This is a genomic window from Seonamhaeicola algicola (genome assembly GCF_007997385.1).
Lineage (GTDB): Bacteria > Bacteroidota > Bacteroidia > Flavobacteriales > Flavobacteriaceae > Seonamhaeicola > Seonamhaeicola algicola.
Genome location: NZ_VOSC01000005.1, coordinates 70,196 through 86,042, shown reverse-complemented (window position 1 = coordinate 86,042; position 15,847 = coordinate 70,196). Strand labels below are relative to the sequence as shown.

Sequence of the window (15,847 nt, the reverse complement as noted above, 5' to 3'; positions counted from 1 at the left end):
ATACGCTAGGCACTTTAAGTACTTATAACTTTTATGCTACAAACAGAAAATATATATTTATTTTTACTAATACTTCCAACGGTATCGTTTTTATACGCTAGCGTAGGTCATGGTGGGGCTAGTGGTTATTTAGCATTAATGGCTTTATTTTCTTTTGCTCCTGAAACCATGAAACCTACCGCCTTATTACTAAATTTATTTGTAGCTGGTATATCATTTTACTATTACTATAAAGAAGGGTTTTTTAACAAAAAGTTATTCACCTCGTTTGCAGTAGCTTCAATACCATTAGCTTTTTTAGGAGGTACTATTGAGGTTGATGCCTCTGTTTACAAAAAAATATTAGCCGTTTTACTCATTTTTGCCATCTTAAAAATGCTAAATGTATTTGGTAAAGAAGGTAATACTATAAAACCAGTAAAACTTTGGCAAGCACTTGTTTTTGGCGGTATTATTGGGTTCTTTTCAGGGCTTATTGGTATTGGTGGCGGTATCATTTTAAGTCCTGTAATTTTACTTTTACATTGGGGTAAAATGAAAGAAGCTGCCGCAGTATCTGCTTTATTTATTTGGGTAAATTCCGCTTCAGGTTTAATAGGCCAAATTAGCAGCGGTATCATTTTAGAAAAAGATGCTTTTATACTAGTAGCCATTGCCTTAATTGGAGGTTTTTTAGGTGGTTACTACGGAAGTAAAAAACTAAACAACAACAGTTTACGATACATTTTAGCCTTTGTTTTAATAATAGCCTGTGCTAAACTATTTTTTACTTAAAATGAAACAACAAAATAACATAACAGGTATAATTTTAGCTGGAGGAAAAAGCTCTAGAATGGGCACAGACAAAGGTTTTGTAAAATTAAACAACAAACAATTTGTTCAATATAGTATTGAAGCATTAAAACCTTTAGTTTCAAAAATTTTAATTGTTACAGACAATGAAGATTATAACGTTTTTGGTTACCAATTAGTTAAAGATATTTATAAAAACCAAGGTCCTGTTGCCGGTATTTACTCGGGTTTACATGCGTCTGAAACTAAAAACAACCTAATTCTTAGTTGTGATATACCGTTGATAAAAACCGAAATTTTACACAAATTAATTGAGAGTATTGATGATTCTGATGTTATTCTAATTGAAAGCAACGGTAAAACCATGCCTTTAATTGCACTTTACAAAAAACAATGTGCGCCTATTTTCCTTAAAGCTTTAAAAAATGATGAAAGACGGTTAAGGCATGTGTTAAAAATGTGTAATACTAAAACCATCGTATTAAACACCAACCATAAAACAACTATGAATGTGAATACAAAAGAAGAACTAAAAACTATTGAAAATGAATATAAAAGTTAAATATTTCGGACAAATAGTTGATGCTACCAACACAAACGAAGAGCTTGTAAATGTTAATGGTGAGCAAATCTCTGATTTATTAGAAACACTTAACAACAAGTACAGCCAATTAAAAAACAAAGATTTCAAAATAGCTCAAAATAAAGAGCTAGTTAGTTTAGACACTAAGTTAAATGGCTCAGAAATAGCATTATTACCACCTTTTTCTGGCGGATAAATAAAATATATAACACATTAAAATGAACAATAAAAAAATTAAAAACGTATTCATGGAAGGTGCTATTTCTTCCAATTTCATAGGCAATTCAATATACAAACATCAAACAAAAACTAGTATTGGGGCTCATAACATATTTTTGGGTCAGGTACGCGCCGATGTTATTGATGGTAAAACAGTAGCCGCTATACAATATACGGCGTATGAAGACATGGCCAACCAAAAATTTCATGATATTAGAGAAGCAGCTTTTAAAAAATTTGATTTAACATGCATGCACATTTATCATAGTTTAGGTACTGTTAAAGCTGGAGAAATTTGCTTATTTGTTTTTGTATCATCACCTAGGCGCAAAGTGGTTTTTAAAGCCTTAGAATACATAGTTGAGGCCATTAAAGCCGAAGTTCCTGTTTTTGGAAAAGAAATTTTTGAAGATGAAACACATCAATGGAAAGTAAATAATTAAGTTATGGTTGACATTACATTTAAAAATACAACATTAAGAACTGCAATAGCACAAGCCAAAGTTGTTGTAAGTAAACCTGAAACAATTGAAGCTATTAAAAACAACACTGTACCCAAAGGCAACGTATTTGCCATGAGTAAAGCCGCTGGGTTATTAGGTGTAAAGCGCACACCAGATATTTTACCAGATTGTCATCCCTTACCCATTGAATTTACAGGCGTTGAATATGAAATTAACGAACTAGAAATAACTGTGCTTTTTACCGTTAAAACTATTTATAAAACAGGCGTTGAAGTTGAAGCCATGCATGGTGCCAGTGTGGTTGCTTTAAACATGTACGATATGCTTAAACCTATTGATAAAGGCATTGAAATACATGCCATTAAACTTCTTAAAAAGAAAGGCGGAAAATCTGATTTTAAAGATACTTTTAGAAATGATTTAACCGCTGCAGTTGTTGTTTGTAGTGATAGTATTTCGGCTGGAAATAAAGAAGATAAAGCAGGAAAAGCTATAATTGAAAAACTAAAATCATGTAACGTTTCAATTTTAGAATACACTATAATTCCTGATGAGATTGAAGCTATACAAAACAAAGTTAAAACTTATAAAAACCAGGGTATAGATATGGTTATTTATACAGGTGGCACAGGACTTTCGGTTAGAGACATAACACCCGAAGCCTTATTACCACTTTTAGATAGAAGAATTCCTGGTATTGAAGAAGCCATTAGAAACTATGGCCAACAACGTATGCCTTTTGCAATGTTATCACGCAGTATTGCTGGTACAATTAACAATACCTTAGTTTTAGCTTTACCAGGTTCTACAAATGGTGCCAAAGAATCAATGGATGCTATTTTCCCTTCAGTATTACACGTTTTTAGAATATTGAAAGGCGCCAGACATGATTGATTTTAGCCATTAGTTGATGATAGTTTATTGAAAATATAATATGACGAAAAATTCCAAAATATTACAAGATTCTTTTGGTAGAGAACACACCTATTTGCGTATTTCTTTAACTGAAAGATGTAATTTACGCTGCACATATTGTATGCCTGCTGAAGGTGTGCAATTATCTCCTAAAAGCCATTTAATGACCTATGAAGAAGTTTTTGAAATAGCAAAAACCTTTGTTAATAATGGTGTTACAAAAATTAGATTAACAGGTGGCGAACCTTTTGTTAGAAAAGATATTCCTATAATTTTAGAAAAACTAGCATCGTTACCAGTAGAACTATCCATCACCTCAAACGCTGTAATTATTGATAAGTTTATTGATGTTTTAAAAGCTAATAACATCAATAAAATTAATGTAAGTTTAGATTCTTTAAACAAAGAAAAATTTAACCATATAACCCTTAGAAATCAATTTAATAAAGTTTTTAAAAACATTCATCTTTTAGTTAAAGAAGGATTTAAAGTTAAAGTAAATGCCGTTTTAATTAAAGGTTTCAATGATAATGAAATTATTGATTTTATTGAACTCACTAAAAAACTTCCTATTTCTATTAGGTTTATAGAGTTTATGCCTTTTGATGGTAATAAATGGGATTTAAGTAAAATGGTATCATATGCTGAAGTTATGCAAAAGGTAAACGAAACATTTAATAAAAACACTATTACAAAACTTGAAGATGCCGCTAATGACACTGCTAAAAATTATAAAATTAACAATTATAAAGGTAGTTTTGCTATTATAAGCTCTGTAACCAATCCGTTTTGCGATAGTTGTAACAGGCTGCGCTTAACTGCCAATGGGCAATTAAAAAACTGTTTGTTTTCGGCAAAAGAATCTAATTTACTTACAACGTTACGTAGTGGTAATGCTATTGAGCCTATTATAAAAAAAGCGGTTCTTGCAAAACTTAAAGTTCGTGGCGGAATGGATACCCTTAAAAAACTACAAGAACCGCAATTACACGGTAAAAACCGAAGTATGATTACTATTGGCGGATAGTGTTTATGAACCTGATTTCTTATACAAATTAAAACTTAATGTTTCATTTTTATAATCTACAGATATTTCATTTTTAATAGCCTTTTTAGGTAAAGGTATATTCATTTTAAACAAAGCAGACGGGTAGCAATATGTATGCTTATTAGTAGTATGCGCTGTTTTTAATGCCTCTTTTTGCGTGGTTACTACCAAATCGTTTTTTGTAACATAAAACCTAAAATCATCTTTAATATATCCAGGTATTTTAAGTTTGTATTGAAAACCAAAATCTGTTTCTAATACGTTTAATGGATTTTTAGTTTGTGGTTTTGTGTTGTTAGTGGTAATTGAACTTTTTCTCTTTTGCGGTTTTTGAATAGTTAAACTAGATGCAGGTGACATAATTGTTAGGAATTATTAGGTTATATTATGCGTACTAAGAAAATAGAATAGAAAGAACATCTATCTAGCTGAAGGTCAATGCTAAATATAGCATAAAAAAACAAAAAACACAATTACTTTAGGGCATATTATAAAAAAACTATCCGCCCAATGTTTCAACACTTGTTAAAACAATGAACGGACAGCAAAATAAAACGCTATTAATTAGGCTGCTATACTACCATATAATTCTCAATGATATGGTTATAAACCGCTTGTTCTTTTTCGTAATCTTTAATTCTTAAAAAATATGTTACGCCATGAAATGAAATTTTTCTTAAGCTTTTCAATACTGGTAAATCTTTCACATTAGTTGCTTGTTTAATTTCAATACCGTGATTTAAAATAAATGATACTTCATCTGCATGACTTATGCCATTATCTTCATTTAAAAAAGTAACTTGTTTTTCTCGTAATGCATTTTTTTTAGCATGTTTATCTTTAAAGAAGTTTTTTATGTTTTCTAATAAATTATTATCAACAAAATCAAATTCTAAATTCTCTAAATATTCTTTAATTCCTACTGACATTTTAATATCCGCTGTATCTGTTGCAAAGTTCTTTTTCATAGCATTTTAATATTTAGGGGTTATACCACAAATATACACCACAACAAGAGGCAGCATTACTATTTTTAGGCGAATGAAGCTTATGTGTAGATGAGTTGTATAAAATTATAAACAAAGCATTTAAGCCTGTATTTTATCGATTATTTGAATACTATCAAATACAGTTTCTTGCATAAAAAAAGAGGCCTCACATTACTGTAAGGCCTCAGTGGTTGTAATTGATTTAAAAAATCAACTTACCAATAAACAAAAAACACCATATTTTTAATTCACTAATTCATTCAAACTATAATCTTTAACTTTTAATTTTAATACACTAAAATACTTTAATATTGAAAAAATATTTTTTACTGTTACTCTAGTATTTTGATTGCTTTTTAACACACTTAAATTATGCATTATAACTTGTTGTTTACTTTTGTTAAATGCAGCTAATATTTTATTTAAATGCTGAATATTACTTAAATCATTCACATTTATATAACCTATGTGTTTTAAAGAACCTTTGTTTAATAAATACCTTGCTCCTGCTTTATTTGCAGCTTCTAAAGCTTGCTTTTTCTTTATATCTACAACGGTTATTTGAGACTCAAATAAATCTTTTAAATCTAGAAGTTTCTCTAAGGTTGCATCATTACTTCCATTATTTACTAGGCATAACTCAAAATTATTTGCTATGTGTAGTAACTCATTAAAAAATGTACTATTTAAGCTGGTTTCGTTGTTATTAAAAATAATTATTAAACCTAATTTCATTTCCTCTTTTTAAATTAAGAGTGTAACGTATACTCAACTTGCTGACTTTTATATTTTTTTAAGTTCTTTTTACGGTACACCCAAGCTATTTGCCCTAACTGCATTACAATTTTTATAGAATCTTTCATTGATAACTTTGATCCATCAGCATGTATCCAACGTTTTAATGGTTGTTCACATATTAGGCTTTTTGCTTTTTCAGTACCAAAATAGCCTGCCATTCTTTTAAATATTTCTACATCAAAAATCCACTGCGTAACAAACTTTTCTCTGAATGCTATTTGTATAACATCTTTACTAAAAATTTTGGCGCCACATTGCGTGTCTTTAAAATTCATACCTAAAATTTTTCTAATTATATAGTTAATAGTCATACTTATAATTTTTCTAGCAGATTCTTTGGTAATATTTGCACCCATTCTGCTAATTCTAGAGCCACTAACTATTTTGAAGTTTGAATTTTCAATAGTTGTTACTAAATCATCAAAATCTGATAAATCTGTAGACAAATCGGCGTCAAGAAAACCTATGTAATCTAAATCTTCTTTTTTAGCCATGTGTAACATGCCAAGTCTTACAGCTTCGGCTTTACCTCCATTTTTCTCACAATCGTACACTGTTATAAAATCTTCACGACCTTTACGCAAATTATTTAAAACTTCTAACGTACCATCTTTACTTCCATCATTAACAAAACATAAATGATACCCCGTGTGTTTTTGTATGTAATCTGTAAATTCTTTACTTAATAAACGTTCTTCTTCATTATAACACGGTATAACTACCCCAACACAACGTTGTTGTATAACAGCATTTGATGACGAATTGTTAGCTACCGCAATATTTGGCTGGCCAATTAAACGTTTTATTCTTGCTGTAATTTCATTTAAACTTAAAGGCTTTTTCATATAATCACTTATACCTAAATCAAAACCTTCAGTTATAATATTATCTTGTGTATTTCCTGATAAAACCATAATTTGTGTATCAGGATTTTTTGAGCTTCTTATGTATTTTACAATTTCTAAACCAGAAACATAAGGCATATTTATATCAACAATAACTAAATTAGGGTTAAAAGCATCAAAAGTAGAAAGGCCTTTTTTGGCATCGGTTTCTATTTTTACATCATAACCTAATTCTTTTAATCTTTTTTCTAGTGGTAGGAGCACTAGCTGCTGATCATCAATTGCTAAAATTTTCATGACTTGGGAGTTTTGTTGTTTACAGTGTAAAAATACTATGCGAAGTCTCAGAAAAATTTTAATTTAGCTAAAGTCTAGGATTAGCTTAGACGAATGACCGATTTGTATAGATAAATAAAATTATACTACTATTGAAAACCGAAAAAACCAATACACTTTTAATTCTTGCTTTAATTGTAGGTATTGCGTTTCATGGGTCGGCAATCTTTTTTACTTTAGAATATACGTACGATGCTTTAATACATTTATTTTTTGCTGATAGCTACGCCGATAGTTGGTTTGACCCTTGGGAATACCGCTGGTACACTGGTTTTACAGTACAATCGTACCCGCCTTTAGTACACCAATCTATTGCATTATTATCATACATTGGTGGCCTTAAATTTGGTATGTATACCGTAGCATTAATTGGTATTGTACTTTTTATAACTGGCGCTTACCGTTATACATTATTAATGACAGGTAGCCGAAGAATTGCTGGTTACGGCTCTGTTTTAGCTGTGTTTTCATCTACTTTTGTTGAAACCCTCCATATTTTTGGTCAATTACCCAGCATTGTTGCCCTATCTGTATTAATGCACTCTATGGTAGAAATTTACTTGTATATAAAAACAGGTAAATTAAAATACTTTTTAACATCGGTTTCAATGCTGGCTGTTACTGTTACCTGCCACCATGTTACACCTATTTTTGGTATGGTTTTCTTTTTAGCACCGCTTATAGGCATGGTAGTAATGGATGCATCAAGAGAACAAGTAAACTCATATAAAGAACTTACTTTTAAAGTATTTTGGCGTACTACACTTAAACACTTTTGGCGTATTGCTACTTTTGGTGGTAGCGGTTTGTTTTTAATTGTATTTTGCATTTTTCCGTATTGGTATAACTCAAAACGCAACCCTATTACCCAAGTACCTATACCGCATGGCTCTAGAGACAATTTTTTAGAAGTAACCTCTTCAGGTTTAGTGTTTTTTTTAATTCCATGGGGAGTTTTACTGTTTATTCTACCCTACTTTTTTTATAGATATTATAGCAAACGCTACCTTTTTTTTGGTTTATCTTTCACTATGTTAACCATTTTAGGTACTGGCGGAACCACTCCTGTGCCTTTAATGCTTTTAGGTGAAACTGCTTTTAATATTTTAACTTTAGATAGGTTCACGCTTTGGGCAACTATTATGGCTTTACCAATTTTTGCAGAATTTGGTTATCGTATGGTTGAAGGCGATTTAAAAACCTTGGTGCAAAAAAAGTTTGGCGAAGTGTATCACAGAGTATTGGGTGGTTTAATTGCAGGTGGTATGCTTTTTATGGTAATATTCACCATGACGTTGAGCTATTTTAGGCCATCGCAACCGGCACAAATTAATATGCTACCTATTGTTAACTTTTTAGGCGCCGATTCACACGACTCTTGGCGTTATTTACCTTTAGGATTTGGCGATCAAATGGCATGGTTATCTGCCCAAACCAATGCTATGACTGTAGATGGAAATTACCATTCTGCAAGACGTTTACCTGAGCTTACCACACGTGCCATTGAACGCATTGAAAACTCAAAATTTAGAGGTGTTGAAGGCATAGGCTCTTTACAACAATTTTTAACTGTTCCCGAAAAATATAATTTAAAATACATTTTTTCAAATGATAAGTTTTATGATCCTATTTTATATTACTGCGGTTGGCAACGGTTACAACAGCTAGAAAATGGTATTATGGTTTGGGAAAAACTTAATGTTGCGCCAATTCCACAAATAATGCCGAAACAAGATGTACCAACGGTAATGAAAATTATGTGGGGCATTATCCCTATTACTACTGTATTAATAGCTTTCTTTATTAATATTCAAATGATTTGGATACGACTGTTAAAATCTAAAAAAGTTGAAAAATCGCCGTTTAAATCTTTTGAACTTCAGTATAAAAAATTCCCATCTAAACTTTTAATATTCTCACATTTTTGGGCGGTAATTGTACTAGCTTGTATTGGTTATGGTATTTATTTATTTTATGTGAAAAACACAACGCAGCTATCTCCAAAAAATGTATTAACCGCTTATTATGATGCCTTAGATTTTAAAGAGTTTAACCGCGCACATTCTTATTTAGATCCTGATAGCAATGTAACTATTGCACAATATATGCTTGAAGTATCAGTTACCGATGGTATTTTAAGTTCGTATGCAAAAATGGATTCTTTAGGTATTGAAGTGTTTGATGTTACTAAAAATAGCGCCAAGGCAAAAGTGGCAACAAACTGGATAACACCTTTAGAAAAAGTGCAACACACCAATTACCATGAACTTATTAAACAAAAAGGTAAATGGTATATTAAACCTTCAAAATTTGATAATGATATACCGCCCGATCAATTATTCACGCAAAACACAACTACTTTTTATAACCACGGAAGGCGTAAAATAACCACGCAAGAAACCTATCACGAAGACGTATTAAAACAACCTGTTTTAGAAATTCTTTCGGCTAAATTGGTTAAAAATAAAGGGCAATATAGTATTATTGGCGAGCTACAAAACGTAGATAACTCACCGGCCGATGTTGTTATAAAAGCCACTTTGTACAATGATAATAATAAAGAATTGGCTAACTATAACGCTAAACACCATATTAAACATAAATTAATGCCCAAAGAAACTACAACTTTTAAAATTAATTTTGAAGGTATAGCGTGGTCATCAACAAAAGACACCATTCCGCCAACGTTTAATCCTGATGAGTTTACACCATTAAATTTTGAAGAACAACCCACAAAATTCAACCTACAATCTGCCGGAAATACAGCCAATACCGATTTATACAAGCAAGTTGCCCTACAAAGTTTAGAATTTACAAACCAAGGTATTAATGGCGTTTTATTTAACCATGGCGTGCAAGAAGTTACCATTCCGCAGTTAATTGTATCTTATTACAATGAAGATGCCGAATTACTTTGGGTAGACCACAAGTTTATTCCGGAAGGTGTGCGTATTCAACGCAAGCAATTTTTTAATTATAAACCTGTAAGTTTAGATAGTTTAACCATAATTAATAGTAGTTTAGAAAACTGTTATGTTAACGGCTTACCCAATAAAGCAGTGGCCGAAAAAGTGTTACCCAATAGAATTTATAACCATGGGCCAAACCAAATACAACCATATAAAGGCAATGGTTATGCATTTATAAAATTTGAAATTAACAGTTACATTGGTAACCCCAAATAATATGAAATTAGGTTTAATATTAGCACTATTTATATGCATTGGTTGTACTTCAAAAAAAGAACAACCTAGTAAAAACGTGCAAAACCCTAAGGTTTCATTACAAACAACACAAACTAATTTTATTGCAGGAAGCCCTATTAATTTAAAATTTAAAACATCAAATAATAACGCCCCATTAAAGCTTCTGCTTAAAAATGCCTTTGGCAGCGTTATTATAAAAAAAGACACTACAAATACAGCTTTAGCTTCTTTTAATATTCCTAAAAATTACTGCCGATTAGCAGGCAACTTACATTGGAAATTATTACACCAAAACATACCCCTTTTAAAAGGTAAATTATATATTGAAACCAATACTAAAAACAAAACACATGTAGAAACTTATTTTGGACCAAGAAGTATAACCGCTGGTTATAACGACTACTCCATGCTTACGGTTGTACCTACCGATATTTATGATAATCCTGTTGATGATAGCACACAGGTAACCGTAAAGTATCAATTTCAAAAAAACATAAACGAAACCTCGCTTAATACCAATAATTTTATTGCATGGTACAATGTAAGGTCTACCACAAAAGCGGGCAGAATTTTAGTAACTTCAGAAAGTAACGGTACAACATCAAAAGAATTAACTACCATAGTGTTCCCTTCAAACGCTGAAGACTTTAAAATTACAGCATCAAGTGCTCATAATTATGCCGATGGTAATCAAATTATAACCTTTAAATCCAACATTATTAAAGATAAATATGGTAATACAGTTAGTGATGGCACCTTGGTTAATTTTATAATTAAAGACGAAAAAGGTGCTTACTTAAATACTGTTGGTACTACTATTAGTGGTATAGCCGAAACTAGAACACTGCACCCTGATTATGCAGCAAAATGGACTATTAAAGCCTTTATAACAGGTGCTGCCGAAAGCAACACTATTAATTTTAATTTTGAAGCAGCTATAAAAGATTATCCTATTCAATTTTATGAAAACAACAGAAAACTAGTTATTGGTCCTTTTAAAAGTTTTATGAAACAGTTAGTACCCGATGGTATTTTAGTTAAAATTGATATTTATGATAAAAAAGGTAATTTTATTGAAACAAAAAATACAACCACCAAAAACGGTGTTAGCAGCATATATTTAGAAACACATTATTTACCAAATGACACTTATAATTTTAAAATAAAAGCGGCTGGTATTACTAAAGAATACACTAAAGATTTATATGGCAATTAAATTAAATAAAACACTTTATAGAACCGTTTTAATAGCAACATTTGTTGCTGTAAACGCCCTTATTATTGCGGGTATTGGTTCTGTTTTAGCCTTTATGAATACCGGCGCAGATCGTACATCTATGCTACACTTAGAAGTGCCCATGGCCGATGTTTATAAACCTAGCCTAACCTGGATTGATACTATAAACCCAGGTAGACCCATGGAAAAACAAGCCTTAGGTGAAATTACGAATGATTACATGAATGCATGGCATGTTAGAAATATTGCTTACAAAAAAAATGATCCTTACGGAATTAATGATTTTTACACCGATAGCGCCAGAGTTAGAATTTTTGAAAACATTCACTTAAATAAAGCCAATAACAATTGGTTTAAAAGAACCACATTAAAACACCACACCGATTTAGATTTTTACAGTGCCGATGGTACCATGGTTGTTTTTAAAGATTTTGGAGTTGAAGAATACCAAGAAGTTTATGAAAACGAAACATTGGTTTTAACCGAAAAAGATACTACAAGCTACCAAGTAATGATGCTGTTAGAAGACGGCTTTTGGCGTATTAGGCATTTAAAAGAAATACCAACTCCTAATGATACCACACAAACAAAACCCAGAAATATAGCAAACAAATTAGCAAAAACACGAAATATTAAAGGCTTAAATTATTATCCAAAAGATTCGCCTTGGGATACGTTTGGTAAAAAATTTAATGACAGTATTATTAATGCCGATTTTAAAATAGTTAACAAAATGGGCTTAAATACTATTAGAATTTTTATTCAATATGAAGATTTTGGTAAAAATAATGTTGAAGCCAAAAAATTAGAACTTCTAAAAAAGTTATTAGATATAGCACAAAATAATAACATTGATGTTTTAATTACTTTATTTGATTTTTATGGTGATTATGATGTATCAAACTGGACTTTAACACACAGGCATGCAGAAGCTATTGTAAATGCGGTTAAAAACCATCCGGCTTTATTAGGTTGGGATATTAAAAATGAACCTGATTTAGATTTTGATTCTAGAGGAAGACAGCGTGTTTTAGCTTGGTTAGAACAAATGCTTATTAACATAAAAAAATGGGATACAAACCACCCTGTAACCATAGGTTGGTCTGCCCCTGAAGCAGCAACAAACTTGCTTAATAATGTAGATTTTGTATCATACCACTACTACCGCAATATTGATGATTTTTTAGTAGCACATAACACATTAGCTAAAAACATTAACAACAAACCTTTAGTCTTGCAAGAATATGGTATATCATCATATAAAGGTTTATGGAATCCGTTTGGAAATAACAAAGAAGACCAAGCTGACTTTCATAAAAAAACCCAACGTATTTTTAAAGAAGAAAATATACAGTTTATGTTCTGGACACTTTACGACTTTAATAAAATACCAAAGGAAGTCGTGGGCAGACTTCCTTGGCGTAAAAAAGTGCAAGAGCACTTTGGTTGCATTGATAAAGATGGAAACCTAAAACCATCTTTTCAACAATTAACTAAACAATAACTTCTTTTCCTTTTATAATTTTATCTGGAGATTTGCGGGCTATAATACTTTTAAATGTGTTTAAATACATTTCGGTAATTTGAGACATTGGGTGTGAGGTTGCCGCTTTGTAATTAGCTTTACCTAAGGTTACCCTATAGTCTTCATCTGTTACAATTCTTTCAATAGCAAGCGCTAAACTTTCAACGCTTGTTGGGTTAAAAAATTCGCCTCTGTAACCTTCATCTTGCACTAATAGAGCTAAATCACCTAAATCTGGCATTACAACGGCTTTACCATAGCTTCCGGCTTGGTGTAATACACCAGAACTTCCTGTGGTTGATGTATATGGAAATACAACAACAGTACTTTCATTAAATAGTACGGGTACTTCTTCTTCTTCAACATAACCGGTAAAACGTAGTTTAGGTACATTTTTGTAAGTTTCTTTAACACCGGCTAAGTATCCTGGTACATTTGGGTTATCGGTTCCTGCTATTACAACTTCTAAATTTAATCCTGTTTTGGCACGAACTTTTTCAACAGCTTCAATCATGCCTTCAACTTTTTTGTAGGTACCAAACTTACCAAATGTCATAATTTGTTTAGGGCCATCAGGTATTGCATAATTTGGTTCTTCTGGAATTTCAAAAGTTCCGTGAGGTATTAATTTTACATTATTTGCTTTGTATTTAGCTTGTAAAATATCTACATATTTTTGCATTGTTACGGCAACGGTATCGGCTTGTAAAATTAAACGTGTTAATGTGCTTCCAATAAAACCATAAATTTTCTGCATTAACTTATTACTTGTAAAACCTGCGCTACCTAAATCTACTTCTTCAAGTATATTATGTAATAACACTATGTTTGGTATTTTTTTAAGTTTACAAACTAGTGGCAACATTAAACCTAAAGCTGCTGCTACTTTTTTATCACCAAACTTCATAAATTGTAAGTTGAACAATACAGCATCTGGTTTTTCTTGTTTTAATGCTTTGTTAACACTTAAAATATTTTTATAGTTGTTAAAAGCCCAACATTCATTAATTGTAATTTTGCAGCCATTTTTATCAAAATTGATATCTTTTTCTCCTTCAGTTTTATCTGTTAACAAAACTATTTCGCTTATATCCTCTTTTTGTGCAAAGTGTTTAACCAAATGGTAAGCATACTCATTTAACGTTACTTTACTTGGCGGATACGCTGTTACAATTGCTAATTTCATAATTAATAGTGGTTTTATTTATTGTAAAATTGGGGCTTATTTATTTAATATTTTGGCAGATATAGACTAAGCAGCTTTTAGTGTAGACCAGTGGTAATTTACTTTAGACTAACCGCTTTTTTATTATGGCTTAGTTTAAAAAACACCAGTTGAATGCATAATAACAAAAACATTGCGATTATTTGAACGTGAACAACTTGTGCTAAACTTTCATGATAAAAAACAACTAAAGCTATTTGAAGCACACCAAATATGCCTGAAATTACAACTGGTATATATTTATCTAAAGACAGATAGTAATATGCAAATATGTTAGAAATGGCAAACATTGATGTTGCAATGGCGTATTTCCATAACAAAGGTGCCATTGCTATATAACTTTTACCAAATAGTATAGTTATTATAGTTTGTGGCATTATTGAGCAAACCAAAACTATGGTTGTAGAAATAGCTGCAATATAGCCTACGTATTTAAACAATGTTGGTGCTGTATCTAATCCGTCTTTTTTCTGTTGAACAACAGTTGGTAACAGTAGCATTACAAACATCCACGCTATAAAATAAACTATACGCCCAATTAATGCTAATGATGCGTATAATCCGGCTTCGTATGATTCAAAATAATGTTTAACCAATAATATATCACTATTGTTAATTATAATTTGGGTTAACTCATAAAATGCAGTAATTACAAAAAAGTTACGTATGTTTTTTGTTTGTGTTTCTGAAAGCGAAATATGTCCTTTAAAGTTTAATAAACTGAATTTAAATGGTATTAAACCAAAGGCAAAAGACAATAATATACCAATAGCAATAACTACTGAAGATTGTATGTTAAGCAAAAATATAATACCTAAAGTAATAAGTAACCTACTCAACATTTCTAGTTGATAGGTTATTGATAAATTTTTAAACGCTTTTTTACCTTGGTAAACACCACGGTTTACGCTCATTAAAAAATACAAAGGCACACCTACACCAAAAATTACAAACATATTTGATGACGATGTATTAAATACTATTTGCAGCTGTTTAGAAAACACCACAATAGCAATACCCATTAACACACCTACTAATAAAGCTTGTTTATAAATTTTAGTTACAAAATTACCAAGAACATCATTTTCAAATAATACTGAAAATTTTGCAGTTACTAACTGAAACGTCATAGCTGCAAATGATAGTACCAATAAAAATGTAATTAACACAGCGGCATCAGCAAATTGTGCGGGCCCCAATATGCGCCCTAGTATTAAATTATACAGGTAATTACCGCCATTTACAAGTAAAACACTAAGCATAAATATTTGCTCTGGTGTTATTTTTCTAGATTTTAAAACTGCTAAAATTTGCATAACTACACTTTTAAATTATGCTTTATTAATGTTAAACTGCTTTAAAATAGCGTTACTTTTTTTTCCGGTGAGTTTGAAATTCACATTTTTTATTAAAGCATTTTTATATGCTTTGTAAATAGCAAACACGCCATTATTATCAATGTTTTTTACTAAATCTAAATTTAGCGTTAAACTTTTTTCGCTATTAATTAAATGATTTAAATGAGTTAATAAGTTGAATGACGTTGATGCATTAATAGTACCTTCTGCAAAATAAATTCCATTATTTTCTTTAATTTTAAGAGCCATAATTCATAATATTTGGGGTTATTATTTCATCTGTTTAACACAAATATCAGCCAACTTG

Annotated in this window: 16 protein-coding genes; 9 read left to right on the top strand and 7 right to left on the bottom strand. The window is 31.0% G+C overall.

Going from position 1 to position 15,847, the window contains the following annotated elements:
• The first annotated feature begins 33 nt into the window (after positions 1–33).
• Genes FUA26_RS00410 through moaA form a run of 6 tightly spaced genes read left to right on the top strand, consistent with a single transcriptional unit; the run spans position 34 to position 4,000 of the window.
• On the top strand, positions 34–774 hold the full coding sequence (locus tag FUA26_RS00410; RefSeq protein WP_147130374.1) for a sulfite exporter TauE/SafE family protein: 741 nt from the start codon (positions 34–36) through the stop codon (positions 772–774).
• A gap of 1 nt (position 775) precedes the next feature.
• Positions 776–1,354 (top strand): molybdenum cofactor guanylyltransferase, encoded by a 579-nt coding sequence (gene mobA / locus FUA26_RS00405; RefSeq protein ID WP_147130372.1) that lies wholly within the window; start codon positions 776–778, stop codon positions 1,352–1,354.
• Complete coding sequence (locus FUA26_RS00400) at positions 1,338–1,571, top strand: MoaD/ThiS family protein (protein ID WP_147130371.1); 234 nt, start codon at positions 1,338–1,340, stop codon at positions 1,569–1,571. The genes mobA and FUA26_RS00400 overlap by 17 nt, the downstream gene beginning before the upstream one ends.
• A 22-nt stretch (positions 1,572–1,593) precedes the next feature.
• On the top strand, positions 1,594–2,037 hold the full coding sequence (locus tag FUA26_RS00395) for a molybdenum cofactor biosynthesis protein MoaE (RefSeq protein ID WP_186826828.1): 444 nt from the start codon (positions 1,594–1,596) through the stop codon (positions 2,035–2,037).
• 3 nt (positions 2,038–2,040) lie between these two features.
• Positions 2,041–2,952: a bifunctional molybdenum cofactor biosynthesis protein MoaC/MoaB gene (gene moaCB / locus FUA26_RS00390; protein ID WP_147130369.1), complete on the top strand. Its 912-nt coding sequence runs from the start codon at positions 2,041–2,043 to the stop codon at positions 2,950–2,952.
• A 40-nt stretch (positions 2,953–2,992) separates the two neighbouring features.
• Complete coding sequence (gene moaA, locus FUA26_RS00385; RefSeq protein ID WP_147130367.1) at positions 2,993–4,000, top strand: GTP 3',8-cyclase MoaA; 1,008 nt, start codon at positions 2,993–2,995, stop codon at positions 3,998–4,000.
• Between the two features lie 3 nt (positions 4,001–4,003).
• Here moaA and FUA26_RS00380 read toward each other — a convergent pair whose 3' ends face one another.
• From FUA26_RS00380 to FUA26_RS00365, 4 genes are all read right to left on the bottom strand, one after another.
• Positions 4,004–4,381 carry an Hsp20/alpha crystallin family protein gene (locus tag FUA26_RS00380; RefSeq protein ID WP_147130365.1) on the bottom strand — a complete coding sequence of 126 codons (378 nt, stop codon included), beginning with the start codon at positions 4,379–4,381 and terminating at the stop codon, positions 4,004–4,006.
• 212 nt (positions 4,382–4,593) lie between these two features.
• Entirely contained in the window at positions 4,594–4,989 is a 396-nt protein-coding gene (locus tag FUA26_RS00375; protein ID WP_147130363.1) for a hypothetical protein, read from the bottom strand.
• Positions 4,990–5,253: 264 nt separating this feature from the next.
• A complete protein-coding gene (locus FUA26_RS00370) occupies positions 5,254–5,745 on the bottom strand; it encodes a glycosyltransferase (protein ID WP_147130361.1) in 492 nt (163 codons plus the stop codon).
• Positions 5,746–5,759: 14 nt separating this feature from the next.
• Positions 5,760–6,950: a response regulator gene (locus FUA26_RS00365; protein WP_147130359.1), complete on the bottom strand. Its 1,191-nt coding sequence runs from the start codon at positions 6,948–6,950 to the stop codon at positions 5,760–5,762.
• 131 nt (positions 6,951–7,081) lie between these two features.
• Here FUA26_RS00365 and FUA26_RS00360 point away from each other — a divergent pair, with 131 nt between their 5' ends.
• From FUA26_RS00360 to FUA26_RS00350, 3 genes are read left to right on the top strand one after another with little or no spacing between them, the layout of a single operon-like run.
• Positions 7,082–10,174: a hypothetical protein gene (locus tag FUA26_RS00360; protein ID WP_147130357.1), complete on the top strand. Its 3,093-nt coding sequence runs from the start codon at positions 7,082–7,084 to the stop codon at positions 10,172–10,174.
• A 1-nt stretch (position 10,175) separates the two neighbouring features.
• Complete coding sequence (locus FUA26_RS00355) at positions 10,176–11,411, top strand: hypothetical protein (protein WP_147130355.1); 1,236 nt, start codon at positions 10,176–10,178, stop codon at positions 11,409–11,411.
• The gene (locus tag FUA26_RS00350; RefSeq protein WP_147130353.1) at positions 11,401–12,936 is read left to right on the top strand and encodes a glycoside hydrolase family 2 TIM barrel-domain containing protein; all 1,536 of its coding nucleotides are present in this window, start codon (positions 11,401–11,403) and stop codon (positions 12,934–12,936) included. Before FUA26_RS00355 ends, FUA26_RS00350 begins: the two co-directional genes overlap by 11 nt.
• On the opposite strand, the gene FUA26_RS00345 is transcribed toward FUA26_RS00350, so the two are convergent.
• The 3 genes from FUA26_RS00345 to FUA26_RS00335 all read right to left on the bottom strand — a co-directional run bounded on the left by FUA26_RS00345 (position 12,926) and on the right by FUA26_RS00335 (position 15,789).
• Positions 12,926–14,143, bottom strand: a complete 1,218-nt coding sequence (locus FUA26_RS00345; RefSeq protein ID WP_147130351.1) for a glycosyltransferase — start codon at positions 14,141–14,143, stop codon at positions 12,926–12,928. The two genes, FUA26_RS00350 and FUA26_RS00345, sit on opposite strands and share 11 nt — an antisense overlap.
• A 98-nt stretch (positions 14,144–14,241) precedes the next feature.
• Positions 14,242–15,498 (bottom strand): oligosaccharide flippase family protein, encoded by a 1,257-nt coding sequence (locus FUA26_RS00340; protein WP_147130349.1) that lies wholly within the window; start codon positions 15,496–15,498, stop codon positions 14,242–14,244.
• Positions 15,499–15,513: 15 nt separating this feature from the next.
• Positions 15,514–15,789 carry an STAS domain-containing protein gene (locus FUA26_RS00335; RefSeq protein WP_147130347.1) on the bottom strand — a complete coding sequence of 92 codons (276 nt, stop codon included), beginning with the start codon at positions 15,787–15,789 and terminating at the stop codon, positions 15,514–15,516.
• Positions 15,790–15,847 lie beyond the last annotated feature (58 nt).